Annotated in this window: 16 protein-coding genes and 1 riboswitch; of the genes, 11 read left to right on the forward strand and 5 right to left on the reverse strand. The window is 69.9% G+C overall.

What is annotated here, in order from left to right:
* Positions 1 to 401: 401 nt before the first annotated feature.
* A complete protein-coding gene (rmuC, locus tag F9C12_RS30300) occupies positions 402 to 1,316 on the reverse strand; it encodes a DNA recombination protein RmuC (RefSeq protein ID WP_409185169.1) in 915 nt (304 codons plus the stop codon).
* A 229-nt stretch (positions 1,317 to 1,545) separates the two neighbouring features.
* Here rmuC and F9C12_RS30305 point away from each other — a divergent pair, with 229 nt between their 5' ends.
* From F9C12_RS30305 to F9C12_RS30315, 3 genes are all read left to right on the forward strand, one after another.
* A complete protein-coding gene (locus F9C12_RS30305) occupies positions 1,546 to 2,700 on the forward strand; it encodes an exonuclease SbcCD subunit D (protein WP_409462633.1) in 1,155 nt (384 codons plus the stop codon).
* The gene (locus F9C12_RS30310) at positions 2,697 to 5,660 is read left to right on the forward strand and encodes an AAA family ATPase (protein ID WP_409462634.1); all 2,964 of its coding nucleotides are present in this window, start codon (positions 2,697 to 2,699) and stop codon (positions 5,658 to 5,660) included. The genes F9C12_RS30305 and F9C12_RS30310 overlap by 4 nt, the downstream gene beginning before the upstream one ends.
* Positions 5,661 to 5,861: 201 nt before the next feature.
* Positions 5,862 to 5,987, forward strand: coding sequence for a hypothetical protein (locus tag F9C12_RS30315; RefSeq protein WP_409462635.1), 126 nt, complete (start codon positions 5,862 to 5,864; stop codon positions 5,985 to 5,987).
* Positions 5,988 to 6,655: 668 nt separating this feature from the next.
* Here F9C12_RS30315 and F9C12_RS30320 read toward each other — a convergent pair.
* Positions 6,656 to 7,159, reverse strand: coding sequence for a methylated-DNA--[protein]-cysteine S-methyltransferase (locus tag F9C12_RS30320; protein ID WP_409462636.1), 504 nt, complete (start codon positions 7,157 to 7,159; stop codon positions 6,656 to 6,658).
* 13 nt (positions 7,160 to 7,172) lie between these two features.
* Positions 7,173 to 8,582, reverse strand: coding sequence for a DNA-3-methyladenine glycosylase 2 family protein (locus F9C12_RS30325; RefSeq protein ID WP_409462637.1), 1,410 nt, complete (start codon positions 8,580 to 8,582; stop codon positions 7,173 to 7,175).
* A gap of 102 nt (positions 8,583 to 8,684) precedes the next feature.
* Between F9C12_RS30325 and ychF the strand changes: the two genes are divergently transcribed.
* The 3 genes from ychF to F9C12_RS30340 all read left to right on the forward strand — a co-directional run bounded on the left by ychF (position 8,685) and on the right by F9C12_RS30340 (position 11,666).
* Complete coding sequence (gene ychF / locus F9C12_RS30330; protein WP_009083095.1) at positions 8,685 to 9,767, forward strand: redox-regulated ATPase YchF; 1,083 nt, start codon at positions 8,685 to 8,687, stop codon at positions 9,765 to 9,767.
* A 59-nt stretch (positions 9,768 to 9,826) separates the two neighbouring features.
* On the forward strand, positions 9,827 to 10,927 hold the full coding sequence (locus tag F9C12_RS30335; protein ID WP_409462638.1) for a hypothetical protein: 1,101 nt from the start codon (positions 9,827 to 9,829) through the stop codon (positions 10,925 to 10,927).
* Between the two features lie 112 nt (positions 10,928 to 11,039).
* On the forward strand, positions 11,040 to 11,666 hold the full coding sequence (locus tag F9C12_RS30340) for a hypothetical protein (protein WP_409462639.1): 627 nt from the start codon (positions 11,040 to 11,042) through the stop codon (positions 11,664 to 11,666).
* A 346-nt stretch (positions 11,667 to 12,012) separates the two neighbouring features.
* Here F9C12_RS30340 and F9C12_RS30345 read toward each other — a convergent pair whose 3' ends face one another.
* Positions 12,013 to 12,603, reverse strand: a complete 591-nt coding sequence (locus F9C12_RS30345; RefSeq protein WP_409462640.1) for a cysteine hydrolase family protein — start codon at positions 12,601 to 12,603, stop codon at positions 12,013 to 12,015.
* Positions 12,604 to 12,709: 106 nt separating this feature from the next.
* Between F9C12_RS30345 and F9C12_RS30350 the strand changes: the two genes are divergently transcribed.
* Complete coding sequence (locus F9C12_RS30350; protein ID WP_409185178.1) at positions 12,710 to 13,687, forward strand: GlxA family transcriptional regulator; 978 nt, start codon at positions 12,710 to 12,712, stop codon at positions 13,685 to 13,687.
* Positions 13,688 to 13,786: 99 nt separating this feature from the next.
* The gene (locus tag F9C12_RS30355) at positions 13,787 to 14,473 is read left to right on the forward strand and encodes a hypothetical protein (protein WP_409462641.1); all 687 of its coding nucleotides are present in this window, start codon (positions 13,787 to 13,789) and stop codon (positions 14,471 to 14,473) included.
* Positions 14,474 to 14,856: 383 nt separating this feature from the next.
* Here the strand turns inward: F9C12_RS30355 and F9C12_RS30360 are convergent, their stop codons facing one another.
* Positions 14,857 to 15,147, reverse strand: coding sequence for a 4a-hydroxytetrahydrobiopterin dehydratase (locus F9C12_RS30360; protein ID WP_409462642.1), 291 nt, complete (start codon positions 15,145 to 15,147; stop codon positions 14,857 to 14,859).
* Between the two features lie 24 nt (positions 15,148 to 15,171).
* Positions 15,172 to 15,284, forward strand: a riboswitch (TPP riboswitch).
* A gap of 31 nt (positions 15,285 to 15,315) precedes the next feature.
* Here F9C12_RS30360 and F9C12_RS30365 point away from each other — a divergent pair.
* The 3 genes from F9C12_RS30365 to F9C12_RS30375 are packed head-to-tail and all read left to right on the forward strand — an operon-like array spanning position 15,316 to position 19,000.
* Entirely contained in the window at positions 15,316 to 16,383 is a 1,068-nt protein-coding gene (locus F9C12_RS30365; RefSeq protein WP_409186895.1) for a thiamine ABC transporter substrate binding subunit, read from the forward strand.
* Complete coding sequence (locus F9C12_RS30370; protein WP_409462643.1) at positions 16,359 to 17,996, forward strand: ABC transporter permease; 1,638 nt, start codon at positions 16,359 to 16,361, stop codon at positions 17,994 to 17,996. Before F9C12_RS30365 ends, F9C12_RS30370 begins: the two co-directional genes overlap by 25 nt.
* Positions 17,996 to 19,000 (forward strand): ABC transporter ATP-binding protein, encoded by a 1,005-nt coding sequence (locus F9C12_RS30375; protein ID WP_409462644.1) that lies wholly within the window; start codon positions 17,996 to 17,998, stop codon positions 18,998 to 19,000. Before F9C12_RS30370 ends, F9C12_RS30375 begins: the two co-directional genes overlap by 1 nt.
* Positions 19,001 to 19,006 lie beyond the last annotated feature (6 nt).

The raw sequence follows: 19,006 nt of genomic DNA on the forward strand, positions 1-19,006 counted from the left end.
CGAGGCCAGCGCTATCCAGGTCGCGCAGCCGTGCCTCGCCGCGCCAACCCGCGCCGCCGGGGCCAGCGTCGCAAGGCCGCCTAGCCGTGCTCGCGCCGCCACATCGCGCCGCTGGGCTAGTTCCGCCGGACCGCGCCTGCACAGGGCCGTGCCACCGGCATCCGTGCCCGGCCGCCGCCCAGCCGAACAGCGGCGCCACGCACACGCCGCCAACCGCGCAGACGTCGCGCAACCAGACCAGGTAGCCAAGACCTCGCCCAGCAACACCGTCAGGCTTCAAGCGTCAGCCCGAGCCCCGCGAATCCCGGCGTCCCAAGCAGCACTGCCGTGCCCGCCTCGCGAGGGCATGCCGTCGATCGTCCGATCGCGACCGTCAAGCCCGCGGCCATCGCGCCGCGACCTCAACCAGCTGTCACCTCGTCTCCCTTCCGTAGCGGCGGCACCGGAGCCGGACTGCCCGACGCGTCGGTGAGCGGCGCGACCGTTGCGCGGAACGCCTCCAGTGCCTCGAGTTCCCTACGGCGGGCTGAGACGAAGCGCTGAAGGTGCGTGGTGGAGAGGTTCAGCGCTTCGACCGCATTGCCCGCGGCCCGGTGCGCGGCGGCGGCGCCCGCGCGCACCTGCTCGACGTCCTCGACGAGTGCTCGGTCGCTGGCGGCGAACAGAGCTGCCGACGCGAGCACCCCGAATCCCGTAGGGCCGCACAGGAAGACGCGGCGGTCGATCAGCCAGCGCAGCAGTTCGGGATCGGTGTCGAGGGCGGCGACCACGGCGGCGTCTGACGGGACGAACATGATGGTGCCGTAGATCGCGTCCGCCCAGCGCTGGTAGCCCTTGCCCGCCAGCTCCGCCGCGCGGGAGCGCAGCTGCCGGACGTGGACGCGCAGCGCGTCGAGCCGTTCCTCCGGGTCGTCGGTCTCGACCGCCTCCGCCCAGATGGCCATGCTCGCCTTCGCGTCGACCGGTACCGCCCGGCCGCCGCCGACGTTCAGCACCAGGTCGGGCTTCGCACTGCCGCCGCCGCCCAGATCGGTCTGCAGGGTGAAGTGCAGTCCCTCCCGCAGTCCGAGTGCGCGCGCGGTTTCCACGAGCACCTGCTCGCCGAGTTCGCCGCGGCCGTGGATCGACGCGAACGCCACCTCGTACCGGCGCAGCGCGAGTTGCTGCTGGTCGCCTTTCGCGCGTTCCGCCGCCACGAGCCGCGCTGCTGCGTCGGCCCGGCGCATTCCGTCGTTGTAGAGCCGCCACAGTGCGACTACCGCGACGCACAGGAGCAGCGCGAGCACGACGGCCGCGGTGGTGATCACCGTCTCCACCCGGTCCTCCTCTCCGTCGGGTCCGGCGGGTGTCCGGACGCGAGACATCATGGCGGACCCCACCGACAAAAACCGGCACCGCTGGTCGCGCTGTGTAGCTGACCTGCGACTTTCCAGATCCAGGGCTGGGCGTGTCCGCAGTGGACCTGATCGGCTTCGTACACACGTTCGAGTGGGGTCTCGGCGTGGCTCCGGGATTTCGTCGGGGTCTGCTCCTAACGTGGTCGCCGTGAGAGTCCTCCATACCTCTGATTGGCACATCGGCCGCACGTTCCACGGCGCCGATCTGCTTACCGAACAGGAGGCCGCCCTCACGCACATCGCCGAACTCGTCGACCGCGAGTCGGTCGACGTCGTGGTGGTGGCCGGTGACATCTACGACCGAGCGGTGCCGTCCGCCGAAGCTGTCCGCGTCGCCACGGCCGCGATGACCCGCATCCGCCGGGCCGGCGCGGAACTCGTGGTCACGCCGGGCAATCACGATTCGGCCGCGCGGCTGGGCGCGTTCGCCGAATTCGCGGCGGCTGGCGGGCTGCACGTCCGCGCGACCGTCGAAGGCATCGCGGAACCCGTTGTGCTGCACGACGAACACGGCGCGGTCGCGTTCTACGGCATTCCGTATCTCGAACCCGAGCCGTCGCGGCACGCGCTGGGCGTGCCGGAGGCGCGCGGCCACACCGGCGTGCTCGGCGAGGCGATGCGGCGAGTGCGGGACGACTTGGCGGGTCGTCCGGGCACCCGATCCGTAGTGCTGGCACACGCTTTCGTCACCGGCGGCGAGGCCAGCGAATCGGAACGCACCATCGCGGTCGGCGGAGTCGAGCAGGTTCCCGGCTCGGTGTTCGACGGCGTGGACTACGTCGCGCTCGGGCACCTGCACGGACCGCAGACGCTCGCGGAGCACCTCCGGTATTCCGGAAGTCCGCTGGCGTATTCGTTTTCCGAGGCGCGGCAACGGAAATCGGTGTGGTTCGTGGACCTTGACGCCGCCGGCCTGGCCGAGGTCCGCCGGCACGAGCTGCCGGTACCGCGTCCGCTCGCGACGCTTTCCGGCGAGCTGGCCGCTTTGCTCGAGGACCCGGAACACGAGCAATGGCGCGAGCATTTCCTTTCGATCACCGTCACGGACCGAGTGCGTCCGATCGACGCGATGCGGTTGTTGCAGGACCGTTTTCCCTATGCGGTGCACATGGATTGGCGGCCTGACGGCGGGGTCGCCGGCACCGAACTGAAGTACGCCGAGGCGGTGCGCGGGCGCAGCGACATCGAGATCGCGCGCAGTTTCCTCGACGACTGCCGCGGGGCACCACCGACCGAACGCGAGGAGCGGCTCGTGCACCTGGCGCTCGAAGCGGCGAACCGGGCGGCGGTGGAGAAGCTGTGAGACTGCACCTGCTGGAGGTGGAAGCCTTCGGCCCCTACGCGGGGCGGGAGGTGGTGGACTTCGATGCCCTTGGCACCGACGGTCTTTTCCTTCTCCACGGCGACACCGGCGCTGGCAAAACCACGCTGCTCGACGCGATCGCGTTCGCGTTGTTCGGCGTGGTGCCGGGCGCGCGCGGCGACGTCAAGCGGTTGCGGTGCGATCTCGCCGAGCCGGATCGGCGGACCGAGGTCGTGCTCGAGCTGACCGTGCAGGGTCAGCGGCTGCGGATCGTGCGCAGCCCGGAATACCAGCGGCCGAAGAAGCGCGGCGACGGATTCACCACACAGCAGGCCCGGGTTTCGCTCACCTGGGTCGGCGAACCGCCCGCCGGGCTGCCGCCGGACGGGAGCATCCGCATCGACGAGGTGGCGCGCACCGTCGAGCGGTTGCTGGGCATGACGGCACCGCAGTTCTTCCAGGTGGTGCTGTTGCCGCAGGGAGAGTTCGCGAAGTTCCTCCGCAGCGACACCACGGAGCGCGAGAAGCTGCTGGAGCGGCTTTTCGGCACCGAGCGGTTTTCCGACGTCGAACGTTGGTTCGCGGACCTTCGCGCGGAACGCGGCCGGGCGCTGGAAAAGCGACAGCAGGAAGTCCGCGAACTGCTCGCCCGCTACGCCCAGGAAGCGCAGCAGGAACCGCCGGAGCAAGGCCAGCCGGAGTGGGTCGAGGCTGTCCTCGCCGAAATCGCGGCCCGGGCCGAGGCGGCGGAAACCGAGGCGGCGCAAGCACGTTCGGCGGCGAAGTCCGCTGAGGTCGCGTGGCGCGAGGCGGAGGAGGACGCGGACAAGATCCGCCGGGTCCGCACCGCGCACACCCGGCTGACGCAGATCACCGAACAGGCGGCGGAAAGGGCTGAGTGGACGGAAGAGATCGCGGCGGCTCGGCGCGCTGCCGCGGTGGTTCCCGAGGCTGAGCTGATGGACCGGCGCACGGCCGAACTCGGTGATGCGCAGGTGCTGGTGGCGGACCGGATCCGAGACCTCGCCGACCTCGGTTTCGACGCGGTCGGCCTCGCCGTCGCCGATCTTCGCGAGCGTGCCGGCTCCGTCCGCGAGGAAGCGGGCGCGCTCGCCGAGCTGGCCGCGGAAGCCAACCAGCAGAAGAGCGACGAACAACGCCGTGCGGAACAGCAGAAGGTCGCGGAGAAGGCCGCCGAGCAGGTTGCTGGGCTCGCGGAGCGGCTGGCCGAGTTGCCCGGTCTGATTGCCGTCGCGCGTACCGAGGCGACGGTGGCCGGAGAAGCGGCGGCGAAGCTGGACGGGGCGAAATCCCGGGTAGACGAGCTGACGGCGCTCACTCGTGCGGCCGAGGAGTTGCCGCCAGCTGAAGCCAGGGTCGCGCGTGGTGAAGCGAAACTGCGCGAAGTGGTTGACGAGCACCAGGCGGCTCGGCAACGTCGGCTCGACCTTCGTGAACGGCGTCTTGACGGCATGGCAGCGGAGTTGGCTGCTGGCTTGGTCGAGGGCGCGGCGTGTCCGGTGTGCGGGTCGGCCGAGCATCCGGCACCGGCGAACCATGACGCGCCGCTGGTCGACGCGGCCGAGGAGCGCGCTGCCGAAGAAGCCGAGCAGAAGGCGTCGGCGATGCGTCAGCGAGTGGTGTCCGCGCTGGAAGAGGCCAAGGCGCGGGTGGTCTCGTTGCGCGAACGGTTGGATGGCCGCAATGCGGAGGAGATCGCGACTGCGCTGACCGAAGCCCGTGCGGTTGTCGCGGAACTATCCGGAAAGGCGCAGCGCAAGGATCAGTTGAACGCGAAGGTCGCCGAACTGGAGCGCGGCGCGGAGAAGCTGGCCGAACAGCGGCTTCTCGCCGAGCGGACAGTAGCCGAGGCGAACAGCGAGATCCGGGCGTTGGACGCGCGGATGGCCGAGCGCGAGCAGCGGCTGGTCACGGGCAGGGGAGAATTCCCGGACGTTCCCGCCCGACGGCAGCATTTGCTCACGTTCGCCGGCGCGCTCGACTTGGCGGCGGAAGCGCACGCCGCGGTGTCCGGGGCGGAGGCACGGCTCGCCGAGCAACGGGATCTGGTGGAGATATCGTTGCATGCCAAGGGGTTCTCGACCCTCGAGGAAATGCGTGCCGCGGTCCGGACCGACGAGCAGATCACGAAGCTCGAACAGGGCCTCGCCGAGGCGGAGGCGACGGCCGCTGGTGCGCGGCAGATGCTCGCACAGCCGGAACTGTTCGGGATCTCGCCCGACGACGTGGTCGACGTCGCGCCGCTGGCCGAGCGGGCGAAGGAGACACGGGCTCGGGCGGAGGCCGCTTTCGCCGCGCAGCAAGCGGTTTCGGCGCAACACCGCGAATTGGTGAAACTCGCCGGACGGTTGAGCACGGCGCTTTCGGAGCTGCGGCCGTTGGAAGAGGAATACGCCGAACTCCGGGCACTGTCCGAAGTGGTCAACGGGCGGGGGCAGAACGCGCGGAAGATGTCATTGCGCTCGTATGTCCTGGCGGCTCGGCTGGAAGAGGTCGCGCTCGCCGCGACCGCGCGGCTGCGGACCATGAGTCAGGGCCGCTACTCGTTCGTGCACTCGGACGCGGCCGGCGCGCGCGGCACGCGGGGCGGCCTCGGCCTCGACGTGCTGGACGACTACTCCGGCACGGTGCGCCCAGCGAAGACGCTGTCGGGCGGCGAGTCGTTCCTCGCGTCGTTGTCGCTCGCGCTGGGCCTGGCCGACGTGGTGGCGGGCGAAACCGGCGGTGCGCTGCTCGACACCCTCTTCGTGGACGAGGGTTTCGGCACCCTGGACGCCGAAACGCTGGACGTGGTGATGAACATCCTCGACGAACTCCGCGCCGGCGGCCGCGTGGTGGGCCTGGTGTCGCACGTCGAGGAACTCCGCCAGCGCATCCCCACGCGGCTGCGGGTGCGGAAGTCCCGCACCGGGTCGAGAGTGGAGTTGCAGATGGCCTGACGAGAGCAGGACGAACCTGCGCCGAGCGACATGCTCGGGTTCCTGCGCTGAGCCGCCGCTGGGTTGGCTGGGGCTCGACAGTCGCGTTGAGACGCGCGGCAGGGTTCGCCGGGTGTGGTTGGCCCGGGTGTGGTCGGCCGATGAGTGGGCTGAGCGTCGAAGCGGACGGCCACGGCGGTCGGGACGAGCCGGGTGCTGTCGGTGGCGGACGGTCGTTGCAGCGAGGAGCGGCACTTGGCGGCGCGGCTGGTCGGCACGGCGGTCATCGACCACGTCGGGCGCGTGGTTCTCGATCAAGAGGACCACCTCGTGCTGCTGCGGTGGTGAGCTGGACGTCGGGCCGTGCCGATGGCGGGCCGAGCATCGTCAGCGGTGGGCGGGCCGTACCGATGGCGGGCCGCGTGACGTTGGCGGGTAGCCGTGCTGGTGGTGGGCTGAGCGTCGTTAATGGTGGGCGGCCGTGCCGGTTGTTGGCTGAGCGTCGGCGGTGGTGAGCGGGCCGTGCCGGTAGTGGGTCGAGCGCTGTTGGCGTGTGGCCATGCTGGTGGCCAGGCCGAGCGTCGGCGGTGGTGGGTGGCCGCTGCCGCCGGGGCGAGCCGGGTGCTGTCGGTGGTGGGTGGCCGTGCCGGTGGTGGGTCGAGCATCGTCGGTGGTGGGCGGTCGTGCCGGTGGTGCGCTGAGCGCCGTCGGTGGTGGGGCGAGCCAGTTGGCTTAACGGCGAGCGGACCTTGCACCGGCGAGTGGCGGTGCCGAGACGGAGGCTGACCGTCGGGCGGTGACGCGCGGCCGTTGTGGTTGGGAGTCGAGCCTGTCGGCAGCGGACAGCCGTTGCGCTGATGAGTGCGCAGCGGCGGCCCGCCGTCGCGATGGCGAGCCGAGCGAGCGCGGCGGAACAGACGGCCGTCACGTGACCGGCCAGTCAGTTCCGCCACGCGCGGCGTCGTCACCTCCACCGCGCTCGTCGCCGGACCACCGACCGGTGCCGAGGCGAGTCGTCAGGCGGACTCTTCGTGGTGCAGGAGCCACCGCTTCGCGTCCACGCCCCAGCGGAAGTTGCCGATCGCTCCGCCGGTCCGGACGACCCGGTGGCACGGCACGAACAGTGCTGCCGCGTTGCGGGCGCAGGCGGTCGCGGCGGCTCGGACTGCCGACGGGTTGCCGGAGAGGGCGGCGTACTCCGCGTAGCTCACTGGGCTTCCTGCGGGCACTTTGCGCAGCATCTCCCACGCGTGCTCGCGGAACGGGCCGGAGCGTTGCCGTACCTCGATGTCGGCGACGGCATCCAGGTCGCCGCCGTGGTAGCGGCGGATCGCGGTCGTCACTGGGCCCAGGTCGCGGCGTTCGGTCAAGCTCGCCGGGGCCAGGGAGGGCGAGATGAGCGGCGTCAGTTCGGCGACGTCGCCCGTCCAGCCGGAGGCCAGTACGGCGCCGTCGCCTGCCACTACCGCGGTGAACGGGCCGATTTTGGTGTCCACAGTGGACCAGAAGGCGGTGTGCACGGGGGAAGTCTCCTCAAGCGGTCAGGGAACTGAGATAGCGGCTGGCGTACGAACTCCACGGCTGCCAGTCGCGCGCGGACGTCGCCAGGTCGAGGCCCAGCTCGGCCGCGCCTCGGCGGACGGCTGGGTCGGCGGTCAAGAGGACGTCGGGGGCGCCGAGCAGGCGCATCACGACGTAGTCGGCGGTGCCGGGATCGACACCGGCCGCGAGCATTTCGGTGCGGAGCTCGTCGGCGTCCCGGCCCACGTGCAGGTCCAATTCACCGGCGGCGATCGCTGCGGCGACCTTTCTGACCAGCGGCTTCACGTCGGCCTCGGCGATGGCGGACGGGGTCGGGAAGAGAGTGGTCAGGGTGTCCATGGGCGGGTCGGCGGGCGGGACTGGGTCGCCGAGGCCAACGACATCGACCGCGTCCTCGCCTAGCAGGGCGCGGAGCAGGACCTCTGGGCCGTCGACCGCGCCCGGTACCCGGATGCCGGGAACGGCGGCGACCAGCGGGGCCAGCGCCTCGTCGGCGGAGAGCACGCGCGAGACGGCTTCCGGATCGGCGTCCAGGTCCAACAACCGACGTACCCGGCTGACGGCGCTGCTCAGGTCGCGCAGGTCGGCAAGGGCCAGGTCGCACTGCACATAGCCAGTGCGCGGGCTGACCCACACCGAACCCGGGCCGTGGGGCAACCGCAAGGTGCGGCCGTAGCCGTCCTCCGAGACGGTTTCGATGCCGGGCAACGCCCGGGAGGCGTGGTAGTTCAGCACGCCCGCGGCGTCGAACGGGGCCCGGAACGGCAGGCGAAGGCTGAGCCGCGTCGCGCCGCTGGGTTCGTTGCGGTTTCCGCGGCGCAGCGAGGCTGCGCGGAGCTGCGACGGCGTCGTCGCGAACACCTCGCGGATCGTCTCGTTGAACTGCCGGATGCTCGAGAACCCGGCGGCGAATGCGACGTCCGTGAGCGGCAGCTGCGACATCTCGATCAGCAACCGGGCCGAGTGGGCGCGGTGGGCGCGGGCAAGCCGGATCGGGCCCGCGCCCAGTTCGGCCGTCAACACGCGTCCGAGCTGGCGTTCCGAGTACCCCAGCCGACGGGCCAGGCCGGGCACGCCTTCGCGCTCGACCAGGCCGTCCGAGATCAGCCGCATCGCGCGGGCGGCCAGGTCGGCGCGCAGGTTCCAATCCGGCGAGCCCGGGACCGCGTCCGGCAGGCAGCGGCGGCACGCGCGGAAACCACCGGCCTGCGCGGCGGCCGAGGTGGGGTAGAAGCGGACGTTCTGCGCCTTCGGCGTGAGCGCCGGACAGGACGGGCGGCAGTAGATGCCCGTGGTGCGCACCGCCATGATGAACTGGCCGTCGAACCGCTGGTCGCGGGCGGTCACGGCGCGGTAGCAGCGCTCCGTGTCGCGCCAGATCGGGATGGTCGAGGTAGCCATGCCGTCGATGATGCCAGCAGGTGAGAGCCCTGACTGGCGGAAAACCGACACGACGTGACCGGGTCGGCGGGGGTCTTCGCGCGGCACGTAGACTTACCGGTCGTGAGTCTCACCCTCGGTATCGTCGGCCTGCCCAACGTCGGCAAGTCCACCCTGTTCAACGCGCTGACGCGCAACGACGTGCTCGCCGCGAACTACCCGTTCGCCACGATCGAGCCCAACGTCGGCGTCGTGCCGCTGCCGGACCCGCGGCTGGACAAGCTGGCCGAGATCTTCTCGTCGGAGAAGACCGTGCCCGCCGTGGTGTCCTTTGTGGACATCGCGGGCATCGTGAAGGGCGCGTCCGAGGGCGCCGGGCTCGGCAACAAGTTCCTCGCGAACATCCGCGAGGCCAACGCGATCTGCCAGGTCATCCGCGTGTTCGACGACCCGGACGTGGTGCACGTCGACGGCCGGATCGACCCGATGTCCGACATCGAGACGATCAACACCGAGCTGATCCTCGCCGACCTGCAGACGCTCGAGAAGGCGCTCCCGCGGCTGGAGAAAGAGGCGCGCACCAAGAAGGAAGCGCGGCCGGCGCTCGAAAACGCCCAGAAGGCCAAGGAAATCCTCGACTCCGGGCGCACGCTGTTCCAGGCGCAGAAGGACATCGACGGCGAGGCGCTGCGCGAGCTGAGCCTGCTCACTACGAAGCCGTTCCTGTACGTCTTCAACGCCGACGAGGCCGTGCTCACCGACGAGGCGCGCCGCGAGGAGCTGGCGAAGCTCGTCGCCCCGGCGGACGCGGTGTTCCTGGACGCGAAGGTCGAGGCCGAACTGCTGGAGCTGGACGACGAGGAGTCCGTCCGCGAGCTGCTGGAATCCGTCGGCCAGCTGGAACCGGGCCTGCACGCGCTCGCCCGCGCCGGTTTCCACACCCTCGGCCTGCAGACGTACCTGACGGCCGGCCCGAAGGAATCCCGCGCCTGGACGATCCCGCAGGGCGCGACCGCCCCGCAGGCCGCCGGCGTCATCCACACGGACTTCGAACGCGGCTTCATCAAGGCCGAGGTCGTGTCGTTCGAGGACCTGGTCGAGGCAGGCTCGATGGCCGCCGCGCGCTCGGCGGGCAAGGTCCGCATGGAGGGCAAGGACTACGTGATGGCGGACGGCGACGTCGTGGAGTTCCGCTTCAACGTCTGACGGCAGGCGCGCTGAGCGAGTTCCTGTGGAGGCGGTCGCTGGACTCTGCGGGTTGTTCGGTGTTCGGTATTGACCGAACGCCGAACAACCTCCATCATTTGGTTGTGAGAGCACATCTGAAGGAGCGCGATGCCGTCGATGCTCTCGTCGCCGCGTTGCGCTCTCGGGGGCTTTCGGCTCATCTGGAGCCTGGGGCTGGTAGAGACTCGACGGGGGACCTCTGCGTCGAGGTGCCGGGCGGCAAGACGGTCGCTGTCGAAGTCAAAGCAGCCTCGTTGGTTACTTCCAGCAGTGCGTCGAGCCAGCTCCGCCGATGGTCGGGCAGCGTCGCTGCTGAGGCTGTGCCGCTAGTTGTCGCGGACCGAATTACGGCAGATGGACGAGACGAACTCGATCGAGCAGGGTGGAGCTGGCTGGATCTGCGCGGCCATTTGAGGCTGACCGGGCCTGGACTGTTCATTGACGTGGACATGCCGGCTTTGTCGGAACCAAGGCCAGTTCGGCAAGGGCTGAATGGGCGGGTCGGTATCGAGGTCGCGACGCTGCTGCTGCTTGATCCGACAGTGCGACGGGGGATTCGCGAAACGGCGACCGAACTGGGACGGGCAGCTAGCTCGGTCTCGGAAACCTTTGCTTCGTTGCGCGCAGCTGGGCTGGTCACCGAGCATCGCGAGCCCGTCGTGCCGGAGTTGTTTTGGGAGCTCGCTGAGCATTGGAAACCGGTCAGCGTGGATGTTGCGAGCGTTCCACGGCCAGGCGGGGGTCGAGAAAACTCGGTATTGAATTTAGGTTTCGACGACGTCGAGTCGACTGTCGGATGGGCGCTGACCGACACGATGGCGGCGGTTCACTACGATGCTCCGCTGTCGGTGCGGGCCGATCACCCGCTGGACTTTTACGTTCCTGATCAAAGCGTGCTGCGTCGCGCCGCTCGCTTGCTGGGGACCGCAACGGCACCATCCGAAAGGGCGGCAAGCATCCGGGTTGCCCCGACGCCTCTTGCCTGCGCCCGGCGCGTTGACGCGACGGCATGGGCCGAGGAGCCGTGGCCATTGGCCAACCCGCTGTTCGTGGCGCTCGATCTCGCGCAGGACCCCGGGCGTGGCCGGGAGATCCTGGACATGTGGACGCCAGAGAAACCTTGGCACCGTGTCTGGTGAGACTCGAAGGGTCGTTCTCGCCGGCAGTTCCATGACTCGGCTCGTGAGTGCGATACCCGTCGTTGCTGAGAGGACGGGGCGGCAGGTCGTTCTCGTGGGTGGCCTTGCGGTCATGTGCAGGCTCTCTTCGCCTTATCGGGCAACGGTTGACCTCGATACCGTTGACCACCGGGCGGCGCACGAGCGCTCGCAGCTCGAACTGCTCGTGGAGACTGGGGCTACCCGGAGCGGCCCGTCCGGCGTTCTGATTGATACGCCGCACGGCGAGGTGCAGGTCGACGTCTTGGAGGTCACAGACGCCGAGATCGAAGATCTTCCTGCCGACCCGACCGATCGTTTGCACGTCCAGTCTCATGCTTGGGCGGCATCGACCGCCTCCGCGCTCGAACTGGACGCGGCCGGGCTCAAGCCGCTGACGGTGCTGGTGGCTGAACCCGGCCCGATCATCGCGATGAAGCTGCAGTCGATCATGAATCGCGGATCGGCGAAAGAGGGCACCGATCTTCTTGACATCGTTCGCATCACGCTCGACCGCGAATGCGGTCCTCTTTCCCGAGACCAACTTGAGATCGCCGATTCTCAGTTGCGCGCTGATGCGCTGCTTCACGCGAGACGATGGTTTGACCAGACAGCAGAACGCTCTCTGCGAAAGATTCAGGCAGTCCCGGAAAGCGGTGAGATCGAGATCGACGACGTTCGGCTGGTCGGGGAGCTGCTCGTCGCCGCGCTCGAAGGATAGCGGCCGGTTCGTATCCACGGTGGTGAGACGTTGCCTCATCTCGGAAGCGGTGGAGTTCCGCTTCAACGTCTGAGGCGGGTTCGCTGCCGGACAAGGCTGCGGGCACGAAATTGTCGGTCCCGGTTCGTATGCTCCGGCTATGCCCGTGCTCTTCACCCCTTCCTTGCCGGTCGCGGGGGAACTCGAGGACGTGCTCGACGAATACCTTCGGGGCAAACGGGTCGGTCTACTTCTACGGCACCCCGTGAGCCGACGGGATCGTGCGGGAGGTCGTCGCCGGGTTAATCGATAACTGACGAACCGGCCTCAGCAGGACACGGGCCCACCGAGGCCGGACGCCAAAGACTCAGTCCAGCTCGGCGACGCTCGAAACCACCACGCCGTACAGATCTCCAATCGTCGCCAACGCGCTGGAGTGCAGCTGCTCAGCGCTAACCTCCCCAGCCGGACCCGGCAACGGCCGCGTGGCGCAGGCGTCTGCGACGACGGTGGGGTGGTTGCCGCGCAGGAACGCGCCCTCCGTGGTGAACGTGACGCACATGTTCGTCATGAACCCGGCGATCACCACGTTCTTGTGCCCGGCCGCGTCGACCCGGGCGCCCAGGTCGGTGTTCACGAAGGCATTCGGTGCGCCCTTGACGACAACCGGTTCGCCCTCGAGTGGGGCGACGTCCGGGTGGATGCTGCCGATCTCGGCTCGGATGTCGTACGGCGTTCCTTCGCCGCCGTCGTTGACGACGTGGATCACGTTCGCTCCGGCGGCGCGGGCCTTGGCGAGCAACTGCCGGGCCGCGGTCAGGGCCGGGCGCCAGCCTTCCAGTTCCATGACGCCGCGGGTGTAGGTGTTCTGGTAGTCGACCAGGATTAGCGTCGCGTCGGCCAGCGTTGCCGGGGTCTGGTCGAGGCCGTTCAGCTCCCGCAGCGTTTTCCTTGCCATGGTGGGGTTTCCTCTCGTTTTCGTTCCGCACGATCGACGCTAGACTCGGCACCGGGATGTCGGCAATGACATGCAAAGCGCAAAAACCGACATGAGGGGGGTGCGGATGGAGAGGCTGCTGGTCGTCGTCCTGTTCGACCGGATCGACCTGCTCGACGTGACCGGGCCCGCTGAGGTGTTTTCCTTGCTGCAGCGGGAAATGGACCGGCCGACCGGCTACCGGGTGGTGCTCGCGGCCGAGACGCTCGAGCCGGTCACCACCTCGGCTGGCGTGCGGGTCTTGCCGGACGTGACGTTCGCGGAGCTGTCTGGGAAGGCGATCGACACGCTGATCGTGCCGGGGGCGGTCACGACGGGGGAGAACGGGGAGATCGTCGCGCGGTGCGACGCGGCGGTGGTCGAGGAGGTCCGTCGGCTGGCTGCGCGGACGCGCCGCGTGACCTCAGTCTGCGTCGGTGCGCACATCCTCGCGGCGGCGGGACTGCTCGACGGCAAACGCGCCACGACGCACTGGTCGACCGCCCGGCAGCTCGCCGCGGAGCATCCGGAGGTGACCGTCGACGCGGACCCGATCTTCATCCGTGACGGTTCCGTGTGGACGGGCGCCGGGCTGAGCGCGTGCCTCGACCTCGCGCTGGCCCTGGTCGCCGACGATTTCGGGCCGGAACTGGCCTCGCGGGTGGCTCGGCAGCTGGTGATGTTCTTGCGCCGGCCGGGCGGGCAGAGCCAGTTCAGCGTGTCGCTGGAACCCGCGTCCGCGACTCGGCGGGTCGACGAGTTGCGGCAGTACATCGCGGCTCATCTGGCGGATCCGCTGACGGTGTCCGACCTCGCCGCGCAAGCGCACGTGACGGACCGGCAGCTCACCCGGGTGTTCAAGGCGGAGCTGGGGATGACGCCCGCCGCCTACGTCGAGCACGCGCGGGTCGAGGCGGCGAGGCATCGGCTGGAGACGACTGAGGAAACTCTGTCGAGAATTGCCAGGAACTGCGGATTCGGCACTGTTTCGACGCTTAACCGGTCTTTTCGGAGGACGTTGAAGACGACGCCGAGTGAATACCGAGAGCGGTTCCGGATCGCCTAGGCCAGCGGCGGAATATTCCTTGCGGCACAACAATTCCCCGGCTGAATAGCCGACTGGACCTTCGCTACGATCATCCCCGCATTCAGCGAGGGGGTTCGAATGGCCAAAAAGCAGCCGTCCCCGACAGCGCCGCCCTGGACCTATCGCGACGACGTGCTGAGTTACACCTGCCACCTGGCGGCCTTGCTGGCGGGCGACGCCGACCTCAGCCAGGTCGAGGAAGTGCTCGCGCCGTTTCCCGGCCGGAACGTGGCTGGCGAACGGTTCTGGGCTGCCGGATCAGTCGTGGTTTCGGACTACCGGGCGCTCGGGGACGGAAGCTGGAGCGTGTCGACGCCGTTCGTGTTCGGAACGGGGGCGGTCGGCGCCGGGCTCGTGGCCGGGTCGCTGGTGGGCGGGGCTATCGCACGATCGCGGGCACGGCAGGCGGCGGCCGCGGCCGCGGTGCCGCGCTGGGTGCCGATCGAGCAGGGCGGCATCTACCTGAGCCCGCACGGCTTCCACCTCTATACGCCGCGCGTGCTCGCGTGGAGCTGGAACTCGATCACCGGCGCGACAATGGTCGCCCCGGCGGTCGCGCACGTGACGGGGGACAGCAAAAACGGCCCAGTCTCCTGGCTGATCCAGTCGGAATGGGCCGAACTGCTCTTCGTGACGTGGGCGAACGCCATGCACCCGCGGCATCCGCAGCTCGTCACCGGGCAGTGGCTGCCGCCGGGCTGGGTCGAGCACGCTCAGCGGCATCAGCGGGTCCCGGCTTTGCCGCCCGCGGGTCCGGTGACCTGACTCACGCGGGCAGCGCTCAGCCGAGGAGGCCGAGCACCACCATCGACAGGAGCACGACGGCGGTCGAGAACACCGCGACCCACGTGCGCTGCGCGGCGGTGAGCTGGGCGGATGTGCTGTTCATGGCGGGTCCTAGCGGGGCGAGTGCCGACGATTCCGCTGGGATAGCGCCTTGATCTAGCTCACTGTTACCGCCTGTGATCAAGGTCACGCCGAGTGCGCGCGGTGTGCCACAGCACGCCGCCCGCGGCGGCCACCATCAGGGCGAACGAACCCATTCCCACCACGACTGCCTGAACCATGCTGACCTCCTTCTCGTCGTCTGTCCGGAAGACGCGCGAAGGGGCCGCTCATGGTGCCAGGGTTGCCGACATCACACCTGGTCAGCGGGCCGCCAGCACCTCGTCGATCCGGCGGGCCAGCGCGAAGTCGGCTTCGGTCAGCCCGCCGAGGGAGTGGGTGCTGAGGCGGAACGTGAGGGTGCGCCAGCGGATGTCGATGTCGGGGTGGTGGCCGGCTTCCTCGGCGAGTTCGGCCACCCGGTCCACCACTTCGATCGCCGCCGGGAAGGACGGGAGTTCGGCGGTGCGCACGATGGTCGCCGCGTCGCGCTGCCACTCCGGGACGGTGCCGAGGGCCTGCTCCACTGCCGAGTCGTTCAATAGTTGCGTCATCGCTCCATGGTGTCGGCTACGCTGCGGCATTGCCACGGGAGTCCGGTACGCCGGGCTGAGAGGCGGGTCCGACAGCCCGCGACCGTTCGCACCTGGATCCGGATCATGCCGGCGTAGGGAGGCCGTATCGCTCTCCCTCATCCGGCGCAGTGCAGGAGGGGAAGAATGATGTCGCGGACCGTCCGCACGGTGGCAGGCCTTGCCGGGGTTTCGATGCTCGCCAGCGCTTGCTCGCTGTCCGGCGGCGACTCCGGCGGGTCGTCCGCGAGCTCGGACCAGAAGACGCCGACCGTCACGCTGGTCACGCACGATTCGTTCGCCGCGCCGCAGGACGTGCTCGATGCCTTCCAGCGCCAGTCCGGGATCAAGCTCAAGATCCTCAAGTCCGGCGACGCCGGCGCGCTCACCAACAAGCTCGTGCTCACCAAGGGCAACCCGATCGGCGACGTCGCGTACGGGGTCGACAACACCTTCGCCTCGCGCGCGCTCAGCGAGGGCGTCTTCCAGCCCTACACCAGCCCGGAGGCCGACCGCGGCCCGCAGCGTTACTCCGTCGACCCGCAGCACCGGCTGGCCGCGGTCGACCTCGGCGACGTCTGCGTGAACATCGACCCGGCCTACTTCGCGAGCAAGGGCCTCCCGGAGCCGAAGAGCTACGACGACCTCGCCGATCCCAAGTACAAGGACCTGACCGTCGCGGAGAGCCCGGCCACCGCGTCGCCGGGGCTGGCCTTCCTGCTCGGCACGGTCGCGAAGTACGGCGAGGACGGCTGGAAGGGCTACTGGCAGAAGCTGAAGGACAACGGCCTCAAGACCGTCAGCGGCTGGGAGGAGGCCTACACCAAGGACTTCTCCGGCTCGTCGGGCAAGGGCCCGCGGCCGATCGTCGTGTCCTACGCCTCGTCGCCGGCCGCGGAGGTCGGCGAGGACGGCAAGCCGCGCACCAAGGCGCTGCTCGACACCTGCTTCCGCCAGGTCGAGTACGCGGGCGTGCTCACCAACGGCAAGCAGGTCCCGCAGGCGCAGAAGGTCGTCGACTTCCTGTTGTCGCAGCAGTTCCAGACGACGGTCGCGGCGAACATGTACGTCTACCCGGCGCGCCAGGGCGTCGAACTGCCCGCCGGCTGGGCCACCGCGGCTCCGCTGCCGCAGGCTCCGGCCACCATGCCCGCGGACAAGGTGCAGGCCGGCCGGGAGAAGTGGATCGGGGAATGGCGCTCGCTCATGGGCGCGTGATCCCCGCGCGCACCATCGGGCTCACGCTGCTCGGCCTGCTGCCGGTCGCGTTCCTGGTGGTGTTCTTCGCCTGGCCGGTCGTCGCGATCGTCGGCCGGGGGTTCTCCGCGGGCGGCGTCGACACCGTGCTCGGCGACCCGCGGACGTGGCGGCTCGCCGGGTTCACGCTGGCCAGCGCGGCCGCGTCGACCGTCGTCGCGGTGCTCGCCGGGCTGCCGGTGGCGTACCTCCTGGCGCGGGTCCGGCTGCCGGGCGTCGGCTTGGCGCGCACGATCGTGCTGGTCCCGTTCGTGCTGCCGACGGTCGTCGTCGGACTGGCGTTCCGGGCGCTCTGGCCGGACGGCGGCGTGCTGCCCCTCGTGCTGGCCAACGCGTTCTTCAACGTCGCGGTCGTCGCGCGCACGGTCGCCGGGCTGTGGGCGCACCTCGATCCGCGAGCGACCGAGGCCGCGCGGGCGCTCGGAGCGTCGCCGTGGCGGGCGTTTCGCTCGGTCACGCTGCCCGCGCTCGGCCCGGCTGTCGCGTCCGCCGCCGCGGTGGTGTTTCTGTTCTGCGCCACCAGTTTCGGCGTGGTGCTGATCCTCGGCGGCGGCAGCTACCGGACGCTGGAAACCGAGATTTACCTCCGGACGGTCGACCTGCTGGACCTCTCCGGTGCGGCCGCGTTGTCGTTGATCCAGTTCGCCGCCGTCGTCGCCGCGCTGGTTCTCGGGGCGATGGCGCGCCGGAAGCGGGAGAACGCGGTGAAGTTGCGGTCCGCGCAGGTCACCGCGCGTCGGCCGCGGGGCGGGGAGTGGTGGACGGTCGGTGCCGCCGTGACGGTGCTCGGTCTGCTGCTCACGCCGATCGTGTCGCTGCTCGTCGAATCGGTGTCCGGTTCGGACGGGTGGAGTCTCGCTGGGTATCGGGCGCTGAATACCGTCGGGCAGAACGGCGCGCTGCAGGTGTCCGGCTGGATCGCGGCGCAGAATTCCCTCGCCGCGGCCACGGATGCGACGTTGCTGGCGATGGCCGTCGGCCTGGTCGCGAGCGTCGTGCTGGTCGCGCTTCGCCGTTCGCCGGGCGGGCTCGCGCGCGGGATGGGCGAGACCATGGACGTCGCGTTGATGCTGCCGTTGGGCGTCTCCGCGGTGACCGTCGGCTTCGGTTACCTCGTGACGCTCGACGCGCTGCCCGGCGACCTGCGCACGTCGCCGTTGCTCGTGCCCTTCGCCCAAGCGCTCGTGATCATGCCGCTGGTGGTGCGGATGATCTTGCCGGTGCTGCGTGCGGTCGACATCCGGTTGCGCCAGGCCGCCGCGACGCTCGGCGCGAGCCCGGCGCGGGTGTGGCGGGAGATCGACTTCCCGCTGGTCGCGCGGTCCGTGGTGGCCGCGGCGGGCTTCGGGTACGTCGTCGCGCTCGGCGAGTTCGGCGCGACCAGCTTCCTCGCCCGGCCGGACGCGCCGACGCTCCCGGTGGCCGTCGCCACGCTGATCAGCCGGCCGGGCGAGCTGAACAACCAGATGGCGTACGCCTCGTGCGCCCTGCTCATGGTGGTGACTGTGGTGGCGGTGGCGCTGATCGACCGGTTCGGCTCGGTCCGCGGCGCCAGCACGGTCGGGGAGTTCTGATGGCGCTGACGGTACGGGACCTGACTGTCCACTATGGAGTGTTCGCCGCGGTCCGCGACGCGAAGCTGGACATCGCCGACGGCGAGGTGCTCGCGTTGCTGGGCCCGTCCGGGTCGGGCAAGTCGACGCTGCTGCGCGCGATCACCGGACTGGAGCCGGTGTCGTCCGGGTCGGTGTCGTGGGACGGTGCCGATCTCGCCGCGGTGCCGGTGCACAAGCGCGAATTCGGGCTGGTGTTCCAGGACGGACAGCTCTTTCCGCACCGCGATGTCGCCGCGAACATCGCGTTCGGCCTGCGGATGCACGGGGTGCCTCGCGAACGGCACGCGGCGCGCGTCAAGGAACTGCTGAAGCTGGTCGGGCTGGAAGGTTACGAGCGGCGACGCGTGACCGAACTGTCCGGCGGGCAGGCGCAGCGCGTCGCGTTGGCTCGCGCGCTGGCTCCCGAACCGCGGTTGCTGCTGCTGGACGAGCCACTGTCCGGGTTGGACGCTGGACTGCGCGAGCAGCTGGCGATCGACCTGGCGGATCTGTTGCGGCGCAGCAAAATCACCGCGCTGCTGGTGACGCACGACCAAGAGGAAGCCTTCACGCTCGCCGATCGCGTCGCGGTGCTCGACGCCGGGGAAATCCGGCAGGAGGGCGCGGTCCGGTCGGTGTGGAACAAGCCGGTGGACGACGACGTGGCCCGCTTCCTCGGCGTCACCACGTTCCTGGACGGCACCGCGGCCGGCGGCGTGGTGCGGACTGAGCTGGGCGCCGTCGAGCTGGCAGTGGACGATGGTCCGGTTCGCCTGGGATTCCGCCCGCACGGCCTGAAAGCGGCCGACGACGGGGTGCTGGGCGAGGTGACCGCGGCGGTGCACCGGCGGGAGCATCTGCGGCTGGTCGTCCGGTGCGGAGAGTCCACTGTGGACGCGGTCGCCCCGGCCGGGGCGGACGTGCGGGCGGGCGATCCCGTCCGGCTGCGGCCGGATCCGGACGGGATCGCCGTGGTGGGCTGAACCCCC

The organism is Amycolatopsis sp. GA6-003, assembly GCF_046267895.1.
GTDB lineage: Bacteria > Actinomycetota > Actinomycetes > Mycobacteriales > Pseudonocardiaceae > Amycolatopsis.